Origin of the sequence: Mesorhizobium sp. M0136, assembly GCF_040322515.1 — a bacterium.
Classification (GTDB): domain Bacteria; phylum Pseudomonadota; class Alphaproteobacteria; order Rhizobiales; family Rhizobiaceae; genus Mesorhizobium.
Window position 1 is genome coordinate 142093 of record NZ_JAMYTP010000008.1, and the last position, 14348, is coordinate 156440.

Genomic DNA, 14348 nt, shown 5'->3' on the forward strand with positions numbered 1-14348 from the left:
CCTCGACAAAACTGCAGCGACGTCTATTTCAGGCGATCATTTCCCAAGCATCATCGCGAGGCTTCCATGACCATCGTCACGCCGAAATTCGGGATGGGCGCCTCTGTGTTGCGTCGCGAGGATCGGGCCTTCATCAAAGGCGCCGGGAAGGCGGGTACGATCGGGTCGACGCCTGCCGCGCTCGATGCGGTGGCCGACGCGCTCTACCGCACCTGCGGCATCATGCCGGCAACGCCGGCGTGCATCTGCGCGGCGATCCAGGAAGCAAAAGGGGCGTGACAGCCAGACCGGATTCGCCAGTGCTTGCTGCCGGCGATCTTGCCGGCGAGCACAGCACGCTGACCGGGATCGTGCTCAAGATCGTATCGGTGGCGGTCTTCGTCGGCATGTCGTCCTGCATCAAGGCGGCAGGCACCGTGCCGGCGGGCCAGATCGTCTTCTTCCGCTCCTTCTTTGCCATCTTTCCGATCATCGCCTTCCTCGCCTTCCAGGGAAAACTCGGAACCGCCTTTTCGACAAAGCGCCCGCTCAACCACATTGCGCGCGGCGTCGTCGGTGTCTGTGCCATGGGGCTCGGCTTCTTCGCGCTGACGCGGCTGCCGCTGCCGGAGGCGATCACGCTGAACTACGCGCAGCCGCTGCTGGTCGTGGTGTTCAGTTCGATCTTCCTCGGCGAAGCCATCCGCATCTATCGCTGGAGTGCGGTTGCCGTCGGCCTGGTCGGGGTGCTGATCATCTCATGGCCGGAACTGACGCTGCTCAGTTCGGGCGCTGCCCTCGGCGATCAGGAGGTGCTCGGCGTCATTGCCGCCCTCATAGCCGCGGCGATCTCCGCCATCGCCATGCTCCTGGTTCGCAACCTCGTCCAGAGCGAGCGGACGGCGACCATCGTGCTGTGGTTTTCGGTTACCGCGAGCCTCATGGCGCTGCTTTCGCTGCCATTCGGCTGGCAGGCGCTGACGACGACACAGGCGGGGCTTCTGATTGCCGCGGGTTTTTGCGGCGGGCTTGGCCAGATCCTGATGACCTCGGCCTATCGCCATGCCGAGGCTTCCGTCGTGGCACCCTTCGAATACACTTCGATGATCCTCGGCGTCGTAGTCGGGTATCTGGTCTTTGGCGACGTCGCCACGATCAACATGCTGGTCGGCGGCATGATCGTGGTTGCGGCGGGGATTTTCATCATCTGGCGCGAGCGCCAGCTTGGTCTCGAACGCACCCGCACCCGCAAGGCCGTCGCGCCGGAAGGGTGATCACGGCTTCACTGCGTCAGTCCGCTCTGTCGCCAGCCGCACCAGCACCGCCCGCGTCTGTTCGTCGGCGGGGAAAAAAGATTCGATCGCCAGCTCCGACAGCGTCACGTCGAGCGGCGTGCCGAACACGGTGATGGTGCTGATGAACGACAGCACCGCGTCGCCATGGGCAAGCTTGAGCGGATGGACAATCGCGTTCGGTTCGACCGGCGCCGGCCGGCTGCCTCTAAGGCCGGACGGATAGGCCCGAAGCTCGCGCTCGAGCTCGACAAGAACCGGATCGGCGGTAGCGTCGTTCTGCCGCTTCAGCCGCTCCAGAAGATGCGTCCGCCATTCCGCTAGGTTGACGATACGCGGCGCGATGCCGCCGGGATGCAGGCTGAGGCGCAAAACGTTGACCGGCGGCTTCAGCAGGGAGGCATCGGCGACATTGGCGAGGAACGGGCCGATGGCGGCGTTCGCCGACACCAGGTTCCAATGCCGGTCGACGGCAAGCGCCGGGAACGGCTCGTGCGCCTTGAGCACGGTCTCGACCGCCGCCATCGCCGGTGCCATCGAGGCATCGTCAAGTGGTCGTTCGCCGAAGCTCGGGGCAAAGCCGGCGGCCAGCAGCAGCTGGTTGCGCTGCCTGAGCGGGATCGAAAGCTGCTCCGCCAGATGCAGCACCATGTCACGCGAGGGTGCGGCGCGGCCGCTTTCAACGAAACTCAGATGCCGCTGCGAGATCTCGGCCTCCATAGCGAGGTCGAGCTGGCTCATGCGCCGGCGTGTACGCCATTCGCGAATGAGAGTGCCGGCGGAAATCTGGGCTGCTGTCATAACGAGATGACTAGGCCGGCAGTGGGCGCATTTCAATTACCTGCGAAGTCATGATGCCGCCCTTCCTTTCTCGCAAGGGGAGAACTGAAGACGCGCTCTGCACCATCACCCAAGCGCCCGCAACTTCGCCTTCACTTCGAGGAAATCCCGCCACGCCAGCTTCTTGTGCGCCGGCGTTCTCAGCAAATAGGCCGGATGCAGGGTCGGCATGGCAGGAATGGCGACGCCGGACGGGGTCGTGTGGACGCGCCAGTTGCCGCGCAGCCGCAATATGCCTTCAGAGGTGTTGAGCAGGGTCTTTGCCGACGGGCCGCCGAGATTGACCAGCACCTTCGGATTGACCAACTCGATCTGCCGCTCGATGAACGGCCGGCAGATCTCGGTTTCGTGCGGGGTCGGCGTGCGGTTGCCGGGCGGCCGCCAGGGAATGACATTGGCGATGTAGACGGACGTCCGGTCAAGACCGATCGCGCCTAGCATGCGGTCGAGCAGCCGGCCGGACCGTCCAACGAACGGCAAGCCCTCTATGTCCTCATCGCGACCCGGCGCCTCGCCGACCAGCATCACCTCGGCAGTCGGATTGCCGTCGGCGAACACAAGGTTCTTGGCAGTGAATTTGAGATTGCAGCCGTCGAATGCCGCCATGTGCTGGCGAAGCTCGTCGAGGCTTGCCGCCGATCTCGCCAATTGCCGCGCCAATGCCGCTTGCGCCTCGTCGGGCACCGTTGACATGGCCGGGGACGTTCGCACTGCCGGTGCCGTATTGGGTCTCTCGCCCATTTCGGCGCGCGACACGCTCGTCGAGCGTTGTGGCGCCGCATTTTCACCGGCCGGCATAGCGGCCGCCGCAGGCACCCGCTCCGGTGGCCTGGCTTCTGCAAACCTGTTTACCGGGTGTTCTTCAAGTGCCTCGTCGACGCCGGCGCTGGCGTAGAAGGCCAGCAGCTCGGCGAGATCGGCTCGGCTATTGTGGGGGGCGGCAGTCATGGTTTCACATTCGGCCGCAAAGCTTGAATTTGCAAGTTCAGCTCGACGGTATGCGCGGATCCTGCACCAGATAGAACGTCCAGCGCGGCGTGTAGTCGGTGATCAGGAAATAGAAGCTGGCGGTCTTCAGCGGGTCGATCTTGCCGTTCTTGAACAGCAGGCGGTCATACGGTTCGAAATTGCGGTCGAAATCGGCGTAGCTGCTCGACCAGATATTTTCAGGCGTTTTGTTGCGCTGGTCAAACGACAGGCCGTCGCCGAACACGCTCGGCTGGTCGAGGATCTCCTGGAGTTCGAACTGGAACTCGACCCAGGCCTGGCCGCTATTGTTGAGCACGTCGATGCGCATATACATCAGACCATTGGCGAAGTCTCCCGCCTTGCCGAACGGCTGGATCGGCTTTGTCGTGCGAATGGCAAGCGTTACCGGCGTCGCTGAATTCAGCTCTTCGGTGATGACCAGCGGATCCTCTTTCGTGCCGATGCCGGAAGCCCCGGTGATGCGGAAGCCGCCACGCTCGTCGGAAAAGGAATAGGCGCCGGTCGCCCAGACCAGTTGCTGCTCGGCATGGGCATCGAGGGTCGTCAGTGGCAGAAGCGCCAACAGCGCCGCACGGCAAATCCGGCCGGGCGTGAAAAAAAAGCGCGTCGATGAAAAGCCAGCCGGCCTGAATATGCGCATGGCGGGAAGTATGGCCGATAAGCAAGCCGTCGAACAATTAAAAACATCAGTGCGACATATCTGAGCAAACGGAATAGGATTGAAGATTGATGCTCGCCACCGCGAATCTGTGTGGCAGGACGCGACTTTTTGATGAAATCGGTATTGTCACGTCCGCGCCGGTTTCCCGTCGCTATTTGATGCGCTATGCAGCGCGTGAGCCAGCAAGATGCCGGGAATAGCGAGCCAGTGAGGGGTCGATGAGCGATATCGAACGCGAAAGCATGGAATTCGACGTGGTCATTGTCGGCGCCGGCCCGGCCGGTCTCGCCGCCGCGATCCGTCTCAAGCAGGTCAATCCCGAGCTTTCCGTCGTCGTGCTGGAAAAGGGCGGCGAAGTCGGCGCGCACATCCTGTCCGGCGCCGTCGTCGATCCGATCGGCATCGACCGGTTGCTGCCCGGCTGGCGCGAAGAGGAGGGTCATCCCTTCAGGACACCGGTCACCGACGACCATTTCCTGGTTCTCGGCCCCGCCGGTTCGTTCCGTCTGCCCAATATCCTGATGCCGCCGCTGATGAACAATCACGGCAACTATATCGTCTCGCTCGGCAATGTCTGCCGCTGGCTGGCGACCAAGGCCGAGGCGCTGGGCGTCGAGATCTATCCGGGCTTTGCCGCGGTCGGCCTGCTCTACAACGAGGCCGGTGCGGTCACCGGCGTCGTCACCGGCGACATGGGCGTCGAGAAGGACGGCACGCACGGTCCGGGCTTTGCGCCGGGCATGGCGCTGATGGGCAAATATGTCTTGATCGGGGAGGGCGCGCGTGGCTCGCTCGCCAAGCAGCTGATCGCCAAATACCACCTTTCCGACGGCCGCGAGCCCGGAAAATACGGCATCGGCCTCAAGGAACTCTGGCAGGTCAAACCGGAAAACCACCGGCCGGGCCTTGTCCAGCATTCCTTCGGCTGGCCGCTCGACATGAAGACCGGCGGCGGCTCCTTCCTCTACCATCTCGAGGACAACCAGGTGGCAGTCGGCTTCGTCGTTCACCTGAACTACAAGAACCCCTATCTGTCGCCCTTTGACGAGTTCCAGCGCTTCAAGACCCATCCGGCGATCCGCGGTACCTTCGAGGGTGCCAAGCGGCTGGGCTATGGTGCCCGCGCCATCACCGAAGGCGGCTGGCAGTCGGTGCCGAAACTGTCCTTCCCCGGCGGTGCGCTGATCGGCTGCGCGGCCGGCTTCGTCAACGTGCCGCGCATCAAGGGCTCGCACAATGCCGTGCTCTCCGGAATGCTGGCGGCCGAGCATGCCTGTGATGCGATAGCCGCCGGCCGCGCCAATGACGAGCTGGCCTCCTACGAGGCCACCTGGCGCGCCACCGATATCGGCAAGGACCTGAAGAAAGTGCGCAACGTCAAGCCGCTATGGTCACGTTTCGGCACCATTGTCGGTGTTGGCCTTGGCGGGCTCGACATGTGGCTGAACACGCTGTTCGGCTTCTCGCCCTTCGGCACGATGAAGCACGGCAAGGCCGACTACGCCACGCTGGAACCGGCCGCCGCGCACCAGAAGATCGCCTACCCGAAGCCGGACGGGGTGCTGACCTTCGACCGGCTGTCGTCGGTGTTCCTGTCCAACACCAACCACGAGGAGAACGAGCCGGTCCATCTGCTCGTCGCCGACATGGACCTGCAAAAGCGCTCCGAGCATGACGTCTATGCCGGGCCCTCGACGCGTTACTGCCCGGCCAGCGTCTACGAATGGGTCGACAAGGACGGCAATGCCGCCGCCGATCCTGCGGCAAAGGATGTGCGCTTCGTCATCAACGCGCAGAACTGCGTGCACTGCAAGACTTGCGATATCAAGGACCCGAACCAGAATATAAATTGGGTGCCGCCACAGGGCGGCGAGGGCCCGGTCTACCAGAACATGTAAGTCACAAGGTTTGTTCCGGACTAAACAAGATGAGGAGCAGCGCAACCGTAGGATTGTTGAATAAACCGCCTGCCTGTGTTTCCTTTCTGCGGCGACAGGGAGGAAGGAAAAATGCGCCTGGCAGTTCTGACGAGCGTTGTGGCGATCGGGGCATTGTGCGCCCCTGCAGCCTTGGCCGGCACTAAGGTGCTGGTCAAGACACGAACTTACAACATTGCCGGAACCACCGGCGCGGCCCTGATCCAGGCCATGGATCGCAGTGGGCCGAAGCACGGCTTCATGACCCACGCCATCGCGCAAACCGGCTACAGCGTCGGTGATTGGACCTTCGACGCCCATCAGGAAAACGGCGTCTGCCGCCTGCGCCAGGCCAACGGGACGCTCAATCTCTTCTATACCTATCCCAAACTGGTCTCAGCCCCATCGCCTGCGCTGCAGAAGCGCTGGAAGCGGTTCTTCGCTGGCGTCCGCGCCCATGAAGAGACCCATGGCCGCATCGCCAGACAGATGATGCGGGCCACCGAAAAGTCGGTTCGAGGGCTGACAGTCGCTGATGACCCGCACTGTTTCGAGGCACGTCGCGAGGCAAAGCGCCGGATCAATGCCATCTATGCCGAATACGAGGCAAAGCAGATCGCCTTCGATGCGCACGAGCATCGCGACGGCGGCCCTGTCGAGCACCTCATCCGCGCTTTTGTGGGCCAGTAATAAGCCAGGTCGAGACTGGACTGCGGATTTTCAGCTTCGCGTCCCGCCAGGCAGCGCTGCAAGCGCGGTCGCCGTCTGGTGCTCGTCGAGCGACCGTAGCGAAAACTCCACCAGCACCGGCAGATGGTCTGAGCCGGTGTCCTCAAGGGTCGACGCCGAACGGATAACGATGGCGCCCTTGCTGAAAACCTGGTCGATCGGCAGTCCGGCGAAGCGCAGGAAATCCGGCAGCTTTCTGTAGAGCCAGGTCGGCCCGACCGACGGCATTACAGTCAGCTTGCCAAGCGATGCGACGCGCCGGACGGCGGCGCTCCATGGCGCTGCGTTGCAGTCGCCCGCCAGGATCGACGTCTCGCCAAGCGAGGCGATTTCGTCAGACAACCCTCCAATCTGCCGTGATTGGTTGTGCGGCCATGGCCAGGTGAGGTGGATGGCGCCGACATCGACGTCGGTTCCGCCGAAATCGACCGTGGCGATCGCCATTGCGCCGCGGCTGTCGCAGTGCGGCGCTGTGCCTATGGCAAACGGTCGTCTGGACAGCAGCGCAACGCCGAACACGCCATTGGGATACGGGCAGAGGATCCGGTAGGGATAAGCGCCGGACAGCAGCCCAAGCTTTGCCTTCCACATCTCGGACACCTCGTCGAGGGTGATCACATCGGGCTGGGTCCGGCCGATCAGCGACAGCACTTTCTCAGGCGTTGGATTGTTGAACCTGAGGTTCATCTGCAGCAGGCGGTAGACCGGCTCGTCACCAGGTTTGGCTTCGTAGGCGGCCTGCACCTGCCATAGCCGCGAAAGCGGCAAGGCATTCGACGTGGTGGCAAAGGAGGCTACCGCAAACAGCAAGGCGGCCGCAGCCTGCAGGCGAAACGAGGTGGCGAGCAGGGGCAGCGCGCAAAGCGCCATCAGCACCGAAAAATGGACGCGGAAATGAGCAAAGGAATCGAGGGCCGGATGCAGCGATCCGAAAAACCCGGCCACCAGCGCGGCCGAGAGTGCAAGCATTGCGACGAATGCCAGCGCAACCGTCATTTCCCGAATACGTGCCATCGCTTTGTCTATCGGCAGAAGTGCGGCTCAATCAAGATGACGAAATGTCCTGACCCGGACCGACACATGCGATTCGGCATTTACTGGAAGGCCGTTTCCGAAAAGCTCCTGAGCTTGCGCGAATGCAATCGCTCCATCGGCATTTCAGCCAGCTTCTCCATCGCCCTGATGCCGATGGTCAGGTGCTGCGCCACTTGCCGCTTGTAGAACTCGGTCGCCATGCCGGGCAGTTTCAATTCGCCATGCAGCGGCTTGTCGGATACGCAAAGCAGCGTGCCATAGGGAACCCGGAAGCGGAAGCCGTTGGCGGCGATCGTTGCCGATTCCATATCGAGCGCGATCGCCCGCGACTGCGACAGCCGCTGCACCGGCCCGCGCTGGTCGCGCAGCTCCCAGTTGCGGTTGTCGATGGTGGCGACGGTGCCGGTGCGCATGATGCGCTTGAGGTCGTAGCCGGAAAGCCCGGTGACCTCGGCGACCGCTTCCTGCAGCGCCACTTGGATTTCAGCCAGCGGCGGGATCGGCACCCAGACCGGAAGATCGTCGTCGAGGACATGGTCTTCCCGAACGTAGGCGTGTGCCAGCACATAATCGCCCAGCGCCTGCGTGTTGCGCAGGCCGGCGCAATGGCCGAGCATCACCCAGGCATGCGGCCGCAGCACCGCAATATGGTCGGTGATGGTCTTGGCGTTGGAAGGGCCAACGCCGATATTGACCATGGTGATGCCGCCATGATTCGGCTTCTTCAGATGATAGGCCGGCATCTGCGGCAGGCGAGGGGGCGCAGCACCCTCACCAGGCGCGCTGTCGCCCACTTTGGTCACGATATTGCCAGGCTCGACGAACTCTACATATCCGTCACCGCCATTGGCCATCAATTCGCGTGCACGGGCGACGAATTCGTCGATGTAGAACTGGTAGTTGGTGAACAGCACGAAGTTCTGGAAATGCTGGGGACTGGTCGCCGTATAGTGCGACATCCGATGCAGCGAATAGTCGATCCGTTGTGCCGTGAACGGCGCCAGCGGCCGTGCCTCGCCCAATCCCACTTCAAATGTACCGTTGGCGATCTGGTCGTCGGTGCCGTCGAGATCCGGCACGTCGAACAGGTCACGGATCGGCCGTTTGATGCGTTCCGCAGCGGAACCGTCGACATGCGTGCCTTCGAGAAAGGCGAAATGCAGGGGGATGGGAGTGGTCGATTCTGAAACCGTGACCGGAACGCCGTGGTTGCGCATGATCAGCCGAAGCTGTTCGGTGAGATAGCTCTCGAAAAGAGCAGGCTGGGTGATTGTGGTTGAGAAATGCCCCGGCGTCGGCATGTGACCATAGGCCTGCCTCGAGTCGATCTGGGTGAACGAACTCGTGGTGACGCCGATCTCCGGATAGAAGGCCCGGTAGCGTTTGTTGTTGTCGCCGCCCGCGGCGAGCGCGGCAAATGAATCGCGCAGGAACTTGGTGTTGCGGTCGTAAAGCACCTGCAGGGCCGCGACCGCCTTCTTGGCGTCGTTGAAGCTCTGTCGGCCAAACGGCTCCGGCGTGACAACCGATTCAATGGCTTGGGGATAGATTCGCTTTTCCATGACCCAATATAGAGAGTTGGGCGCGCAGTTGGGAGGGGGTAAGGCGGTCTCAAAACGCGCTGTCGGCGGTTTTCTTTCCGGCGACCTAGCCTCGCCGCAAGCTGACCAGCAGCACAAAGCCGACGCCGGACTTTCTCAGCGCGGGCGCCTCGATGGTCGAACCGGCATCGGCGCGCATCGTCGGCACGGCCAGGACCGGGGCCGCCAGAAGCGTCAGGATGAGTGCCGTCCGCGGCAGCAGCCGAAGGATCTTGACGACATTGGCGGTGAGGCGGGTCATGGCGTGGGTTTCAATATCTCGCTGTCGGGTTCAGTGGCGAAGCTGGTTCGGGCAACCGAGCCGGCAGGAAATGGCGACGTCCCAGGCGCGGGCCGGCCGGCCGGCTTCGGCGACAAGGACGGCGAACAACATGCCGAACAGGCTCATCAGCAGGCAGACGATGGTGAAGCGGCGGGCAAGCATCGGGCGGTGTCTCCTTCAACACGCATCACAATGCCTTGCCCAGGCTGAACCGGCTCTGATGCCGGCGTTCATCTGAGGTTCAAAATGGTTGATGATCTCTGGGCGGGCCGCCTTGAAAGCAGTGACCTATGGCGAGCCGCGGCTGCGAGACCGATATATGAAAACGGGGCCGACTGGCCCCGCGCACCCCGGCAGGAATGGCACGATCAGAGCTTGTGCCAGGTCTGGCTCTTGCAGATCAGCCCGCCGAACACGCAGCCGCTCATCTTGAGCGAACTGCCGGAAAGCGAAGCCTTGCCCGAATAGGTCTTGTCGGTTTCGGGGTCGGTTATGGTGCCGGCATATTTGTTGTCGCCGGCCACCTTCAGTGAACCGATGTTCTTGCCGGCAAATTTGCCGGATTTGAGCGTAATCGAAAATGCCCCGCCGCCACCCGAAATGGCGGCAGTCGCTCCGGCTTGCGTTTTCCAATTGCCTTCGATCGGATCGGCCCATGCCGCGCCGGTCATCATTATTGCGGCCGCGAGGGCCAGGCTCACGTGTCGAAACATGTCTTTCCTCCCTCAGGCAAGTCCAATCGGGCTCCGTCCCGGCTGTCTGCCCCTTACGCAAAGGTAAGCTAGTCCAGCTCCCGGAAAAACAAAAGCGGTGCCGCGACGGAAGGGTTGCGGGTTTTTGCCCGCTCCCGAACGGGCGCGCCGGCGAAAAATGAAACGGGCCGCACACGTCTTTGTCTTCTGTGGTTAGCGGAGTCTTGATCCGCGCCTCGCAAGTTTTCTTCAAATTTTGTGCAAACTGGCGCAGTTGCTGGCTTTGTATCCTTAACGAATTTTCGCGTTTACCTCTTGTTTTAGCTTTGTTTTCCTCAAATTAAGCACGCCATTTAACGACGGATTCAAGCCTCCGCGGCATTCTCGAAAGCATCGAAAGAGCGGCCGCCCCCGAAGGTAATCAAGGACACCGAGGGACAGACGGAGACAGCTCTCGGGAGCCAGAACAGGGGATTTGAAATGGCACGTTTTGAAATGCTTGAAGCCGGCTTCGGCGCCATGGGGGCAACTGCCCAGGCCGATATCCTTTTCGAGTTGGGCATGATGTATGCGACCGGTCGCGATTGCGAGACCGATGTCGTCGCCGCCCACAAATGGTTCAACATCGCCGCGATCAAGGGTTCGGCCCGCGCGGCGGAACTGCGTTCTGAATTGTCGGCCGCCATGTCGAAAGTCGAGATCGCCAGGGCGCTGCGCGAAGCTCGCGAATGGATGACGATGCACTGAATACGCCGACACTGAGTTCACTGACAGGGACGCTTCGGGTCAAGGCCGCGCAGACGGCTGGCCCCGAAAAAAAAGGCCGCGCAAGATGGCCGACCAAGTCAAAACCAAGAACACGGCAGGCTGATCAGGCCGAGCCGTGCAACAGACAGGGAAGGCCAGCGGGTTCCGGCGCGGATGCGCCGGCAAGCTCAATGGCAAAAGCCGCGACCGGCCGGAACAGGGCTGGCGCGGCTTTGTCTTTGGGACCGCATGTTACAGGCCCAATCGAGCGCCGACGATGCGTCTAGACAGCTCCGGCGAAGGATGAAATTCTCCCGCCACTCTGGAAGAGGCGCGGCCGGGCGGCTGCGCGAGAGTGGAGGAGTTATGTTACCATGAAGAAATTCAGTATTTTGAGCGCAGCCATATTTGGCCTGATGATGACCGCGCCGCTCGCCTTCGCCGACGACATCACCTTTTCGGTGGTCGGACCGATGACCGGGCAGCTTGCCACCATCGGCGATCAGTTCAAGCAAGGCGCGCAAGCCGCCGCCGACGCGATCAACGCGGCTGGCGGCGTCGACGGTCGCCAGATCAAGCTCGACATCGAGGATGATCAGTGCGATCCGAAGCAGGCGGTTTCGGTCGCCAACCGCATCATCGCCAATGGTGTCAAGTTCATCGATGGCCACGCCTGCTCGGGCTCCAGCATCCCGGCCTCCGCCGTCTACGCCGAAGCCGGTGCGCTGATGATGAGTCCGGCTTCCTCAAACCCCGTGTTGACCGACGCAGCGGCGAAGGCGGGCTGGCCGACGATCATGCGCCTCTATACGCGCGACGATGCGCAGGGCGCTTTCATCGGTCCCTGGATCGCCAAGAAATATGCCGGCAAGAAAGTCGTCATCCTGCACGACAAGAGCGCCTATGGGCAGGGCGTGGCCGATGCCGTGAAGGCAACGATGAACCAGAACGGTCTCAATGAAATCCTCTACGAGGGCATCAACGCCGGCGAGAAGGATTATTCCGCGCTCGTTACCAAGCTCAAGGAGCTGAAGGCTGATGTGGTCTATTTCGGCGGCTATCACCCCGAAGCCGGCCTCATCCTGCGCCAGTCGGCGGAGCAGAACCTCAAGTTCCAGTTGATCATGCCGGACTCGATCGCTTCGCCGGAATTCTGGCAGGTTGCCGGTCCGGCCGGCGAAGGCACCATGTTCGTCTTCCCATCGGATCCGCAGTCGAAGCCCGAAGCCAAGGAAGCCATCGCCAAGATCAAGGCCGGCGGCTTTGTGCCGGAGGGCTTCACGCTGTTTTCCTATGCCGTGATCCAGGCATTCGCCGAGGGCATCAAGCGCGCCGGCAGCGACGACCCGGCCAAGGTCGCCGAGGCGTTGAAGAACGGCCAGCCGATCAGCACGGTTGTCGGGCCGGTCACCTTCGACGAGAAGGGCGACCTCAAGAACGCCAGCTACGACATCAACCAGTGGCATGACGGCAAATACGCGCCGATCCAGCCCTGATAGAACTATGTTGTAATTGAAAATGGCCGGGTCGAACCTGGCCATTTTCATCTTTGCGGTGCCTTTTGTGACGCGCTCGGGGTCACTTCGTGGATAAGGAAACTGCGGTCAGCTGTGGTTCCTCGGCAAAGCGAACCAGCACGGTTCCGTCTGTGACCTGCGCGCCTTCGGCGGCGATCTCGGCAATAAGCCCGTCATGGGGCGCGGCAATGGTGTGCTCCATCTTCATCGCCTCCAGTATCAGCAGCGGCTGGCCCTTGATCACCGCCTCGCCTTTTGCCGCACGCACCAATTTGACCAGGCCCGGCATCGGCGCGCGCAGGCTGCCGGAAGCGGCGGCTTCGTCGGCTCGCGCCAGCAGGTCCGGCACGGCAAAATCGTAGCCGATAGCGCCCTCGAAGACGGTGACGTGGCCCGGCCAGCGGGCGAGGCGAGGGGCGGTACGGAGATCATGCGAATTGACGCTGTCATAGGGCGCTTCCAGCGCCACCTCGAACCGTCTGTCCGGCCGCACCGACACGCGCGCGACGATCCCCTGCTCGCCAAACTTCAGCAGCACGCGCCGCCGCACTACAGCTTGGAAATGCGCATAGCCGGCCAGCGACAACCAGGGATCGTCCGAGGACGGCAAGTCGCGCGCACCGGACGCGGCAAGTGCCGCGGCGGCAATCGTCTCACCGCTCGGCGGCGCAACCGCCGTCAACGCCTGCTGATGCCTGGAGATCAGGCCGGTATCGACATCGCCCGCCGCAAAAGCTGCATCAGCGGCCAGCGCGGCAAGAAAGCCAGTGTTGACGGTCGAGCCGGCGATTTCGGTCTGCGACAGCGCCTCGCCAAGTGCCGTGAGCGCCGCCCGCCTGTCCTTGCCATGGACGATCAGCTTGGCGATCATCGGGTCGTAAAACGGGGAAATCGCATCGCCGGCGCACACACCGGTTTCGACGCGCATGGTCGCACCCTCCGGTGCCGGCTGCGGAAATTTCAGATGGTGCAACGTGCCGGTCGCCGGCAAAAACCCTCTTGCCGCGTCCTCTGCATAGATGCGCGCCTCGAAGGCGTGGCCGGAGAGCGCGATCTCGCTCTGCGTCTTCGGCAGTTTTTCGCCGGAGGCTACCCGCAACTGCCACTCGACCAGGTCGATGCCGGTGACCATTTCGGTGACGGGGTGCTCGACCTGCAGGCGGGTGTTCATTTCCATGAACCAGAAACGGTCGGCCTTCAGACCTTGCGAGGCATCGACGATGAACTCGATGGTACCGGCGCCGGAATAGTGGATTGCCTTGGCGGCTTTCACCGCCGCTTCGGTCATCGCCTTGCGCAGTGCCGGCGTCATGCCCGGGGCAGGCGCCTCCTCGATCACCTTCTGGTGGCGGCGCTGTGCCGAGCAGTCACGTTCGTAGAGGTGCACGACATTGCCGAAACTGTCGCCGAATACCTGCACTTCGATGTGGCGCGGCTTGTCGACATATTTTTCCACCAAGACGCGGTCGTCACCGAACGCGGCTTTCGCCTCGCGCCGCGCGCCCGACAGTGCTTCCGAAAAATCATCGGGATGCTCGACGCGCCGCATGCCTTTGCCGCCGCCGCCGGCGCGCGCCTTGATCAATACGGGGTAGCCTATCTCGCGCGCCTTAGAGGCGAGCAACACGATCTCCTGCGCTTCGCCATGGTAGCCCGGAACGACAGGCACGCCGGCCTTTTCCATCAGCCGCTTGGCCGCGTCCTTCAGTCCCATGGCACGGATCGAGGCCGCCGACGGCCCAATGAAGATCAGCCCGGCCGCGACCACCTGGTCGACGAAATCGGGGTTTTCCGAAAGAAAGCCGTAGCCCGGATGGATGGCCTCGGCACCTGTGGCCAAGGCCGCCGCAATGATCTTGTCGCCGCGCAGATAGCTTTCGTTGGCGGGAGAGGCGCCGATATGCACCGCTTCGTGGGCCATTTCGACATGCAAGGCGTGAGCGTCGGCATCGGAATAGACGGCGACGCTGCGCACACCCATCCTGCGTGCCGTGCGGACCACCCGGCAGGCGATCTCGCCACGGTTGGCGATCAGGATCTTGGCGAACATCGGGCCTCCCGGATTTGGCGCGGGCAATCCCGGATCG

15 protein-coding genes are annotated in these 14348 nt (G+C 62.6%); 6 read left to right on the plus strand and 9 right to left on the minus strand.

Annotated elements, in window-relative coordinates:
- The first annotated feature begins 66 nt into the window (after window positions 1-66).
- A complete protein-coding gene (locus NKJ35_RS12155) occupies window positions 67-279 on the plus strand; it encodes a hypothetical protein (RefSeq protein ID WP_352647433.1) in 213 nt (70 codons plus the stop codon).
- Window positions 276-1253 carry a DMT family transporter gene (locus NKJ35_RS12160; RefSeq protein WP_502904634.1) on the plus strand — a complete coding sequence of 326 codons (978 nt, stop codon included), beginning with the start codon at window positions 276-278 and terminating at the stop codon, window positions 1251-1253. The genes NKJ35_RS12155 and NKJ35_RS12160 overlap by 4 nt, the downstream gene beginning before the upstream one ends.
- Here the strand turns inward: NKJ35_RS12160 and NKJ35_RS12165 are convergent, their stop codons facing one another.
- The 3 genes from NKJ35_RS12165 to NKJ35_RS12175 all read right to left on the minus strand — a co-directional run bounded on the left by NKJ35_RS12165 (window position 1254) and on the right by NKJ35_RS12175 (window position 3741).
- Complete coding sequence (locus NKJ35_RS12165; protein ID WP_352647252.1) at window positions 1254-2072, minus strand: helix-turn-helix domain-containing protein; 819 nt, start codon at window positions 2070-2072, stop codon at window positions 1254-1256.
- A 105-nt stretch (window positions 2073-2177) separates the two neighbouring features.
- Window positions 2178-3059 carry a uracil-DNA glycosylase gene (locus NKJ35_RS12170; protein WP_352647254.1) on the minus strand — a complete coding sequence of 294 codons (882 nt, stop codon included), beginning with the start codon at window positions 3057-3059 and terminating at the stop codon, window positions 2178-2180.
- 37 nt (window positions 3060-3096) lie between these two features.
- Complete coding sequence (locus NKJ35_RS12175; protein ID WP_352647256.1) at window positions 3097-3741, minus strand: hypothetical protein; 645 nt, start codon at window positions 3739-3741, stop codon at window positions 3097-3099.
- 239 nt (window positions 3742-3980) lie between these two features.
- Here NKJ35_RS12175 and NKJ35_RS12180 point away from each other — a divergent pair, with 239 nt between their 5' ends.
- Both NKJ35_RS12180 and NKJ35_RS12185 read left to right on the plus strand, forming a co-directional pair.
- Window positions 3981-5660 carry an electron transfer flavoprotein-ubiquinone oxidoreductase gene (locus NKJ35_RS12180; RefSeq protein WP_352647258.1) on the plus strand — a complete coding sequence of 560 codons (1680 nt, stop codon included), beginning with the start codon at window positions 3981-3983 and terminating at the stop codon, window positions 5658-5660.
- A 111-nt stretch (window positions 5661-5771) separates the two neighbouring features.
- Window positions 5772-6368, plus strand: a complete 597-nt coding sequence (locus NKJ35_RS12185) for a DUF922 domain-containing protein (protein WP_352647259.1) — start codon at window positions 5772-5774, stop codon at window positions 6366-6368.
- A gap of 30 nt (window positions 6369-6398) precedes the next feature.
- Here NKJ35_RS12185 and NKJ35_RS12190 read toward each other — a convergent pair whose 3' ends face one another.
- The 5 genes from NKJ35_RS12190 to NKJ35_RS12210 form a co-directional block, all read right to left on the minus strand.
- A complete protein-coding gene (locus tag NKJ35_RS12190) occupies window positions 6399-7421 on the minus strand; it encodes an endonuclease/exonuclease/phosphatase family protein (RefSeq protein WP_352647261.1) in 1023 nt (340 codons plus the stop codon).
- An 80-nt stretch (window positions 7422-7501) separates the two neighbouring features.
- On the minus strand, window positions 7502-9004 hold the full coding sequence (locus NKJ35_RS12195) for an AMP nucleosidase (protein ID WP_352647263.1): 1503 nt from the start codon (window positions 9002-9004) through the stop codon (window positions 7502-7504).
- A gap of 85 nt (window positions 9005-9089) precedes the next feature.
- On the minus strand, window positions 9090-9284 hold the full coding sequence (locus tag NKJ35_RS12200) for a hypothetical protein (protein WP_352647265.1): 195 nt from the start codon (window positions 9282-9284) through the stop codon (window positions 9090-9092).
- A gap of 30 nt (window positions 9285-9314) precedes the next feature.
- Window positions 9315-9467 (minus strand): hypothetical protein, encoded by a 153-nt coding sequence (locus NKJ35_RS12205; protein ID WP_023718367.1) that lies wholly within the window; start codon window positions 9465-9467, stop codon window positions 9315-9317.
- 206 nt (window positions 9468-9673) lie between these two features.
- Window positions 9674-10018: a DUF2147 domain-containing protein gene (locus NKJ35_RS12210; protein ID WP_352647268.1), complete on the minus strand. Its 345-nt coding sequence runs from the start codon at window positions 10016-10018 to the stop codon at window positions 9674-9676.
- A 459-nt stretch (window positions 10019-10477) separates the two neighbouring features.
- On the opposite strand from NKJ35_RS12210, the gene NKJ35_RS12215 reads away from it, so the two are divergent.
- Together NKJ35_RS12215 and NKJ35_RS12220 are read left to right on the plus strand one after the other, a co-directional pair.
- Entirely contained in the window at window positions 10478-10744 is a 267-nt protein-coding gene (locus tag NKJ35_RS12215; RefSeq protein ID WP_115145099.1) for an SEL1-like repeat protein, read from the plus strand.
- Between the two features lie 374 nt (window positions 10745-11118).
- Entirely contained in the window at window positions 11119-12240 is a 1122-nt protein-coding gene (locus NKJ35_RS12220; protein ID WP_254819977.1) for a branched-chain amino acid ABC transporter substrate-binding protein, read from the plus strand.
- Window positions 12241-12322: 82 nt separating this feature from the next.
- On the opposite strand, the gene NKJ35_RS12225 is transcribed toward NKJ35_RS12220, so the two are convergent.
- Complete coding sequence (locus NKJ35_RS12225; RefSeq protein WP_352647270.1) at window positions 12323-14311, minus strand: acetyl/propionyl/methylcrotonyl-CoA carboxylase subunit alpha; 1989 nt, start codon at window positions 14309-14311, stop codon at window positions 12323-12325.
- Window positions 14312-14348 lie beyond the last annotated feature (37 nt).

Bases quoted from the DNA above. Each gene is read 5' to 3' on its own strand.
- NKJ35_RS12155 (WP_352647433.1), top strand. From the start codon at position 67: ATGACCATCGTCACGCCGAAATTCGGGATGGGCGCCTCTGTGTTGCGT.
- NKJ35_RS12165 (WP_352647252.1), bottom strand. From the start codon at position 2,072: ATGACAGCAGCCCAGATTTCCGCCGGCACTCTCATTCGCGAATGGCGT.
- NKJ35_RS12170 (WP_352647254.1), bottom strand. From the start codon at position 3,059: ATGACTGCCGCCCCCCACAATAGCCGAGCCGATCTCGCCGAGCTGCTG.
- NKJ35_RS12175 (WP_352647256.1), bottom strand. From the start codon at position 3,741: ATGCGCATATTCAGGCCGGCTGGCTTTTCATCGACGCGCTTTTTTTTC.
- NKJ35_RS12180 (WP_352647258.1), top strand. From the start codon at position 3,981: ATGAGCGATATCGAACGCGAAAGCATGGAATTCGACGTGGTCATTGTC.
- NKJ35_RS12185 (WP_352647259.1), top strand. From the start codon at position 5,772: ATGCGCCTGGCAGTTCTGACGAGCGTTGTGGCGATCGGGGCATTGTGC.
- NKJ35_RS12190 (WP_352647261.1), bottom strand. From the start codon at position 7,421: ATGGCACGTATTCGGGAAATGACGGTTGCGCTGGCATTCGTCGCAATG.
- NKJ35_RS12195 (WP_352647263.1), bottom strand. From the start codon at position 9,004: ATGGAAAAGCGAATCTATCCCCAAGCCATTGAATCGGTTGTCACGCCG.
- NKJ35_RS12200 (WP_352647265.1), bottom strand. From the start codon at position 9,284: ATGACCCGCCTCACCGCCAATGTCGTCAAGATCCTTCGGCTGCTGCCG.
- NKJ35_RS12205 (WP_023718367.1), bottom strand. From the start codon at position 9,467: ATGCTTGCCCGCCGCTTCACCATCGTCTGCCTGCTGATGAGCCTGTTC.
- NKJ35_RS12210 (WP_352647268.1), bottom strand. From the start codon at position 10,018: ATGTTTCGACACGTGAGCCTGGCCCTCGCGGCCGCAATAATGATGACC.
- NKJ35_RS12215 (WP_115145099.1), top strand. From the start codon at position 10,478: ATGGCACGTTTTGAAATGCTTGAAGCCGGCTTCGGCGCCATGGGGGCA.
- NKJ35_RS12220 (WP_254819977.1), top strand. From the start codon at position 11,119: ATGAAGAAATTCAGTATTTTGAGCGCAGCCATATTTGGCCTGATGATG.
- NKJ35_RS12225 (WP_352647270.1), bottom strand. From the start codon at position 14,311: ATGTTCGCCAAGATCCTGATCGCCAACCGTGGCGAGATCGCCTGCCGG.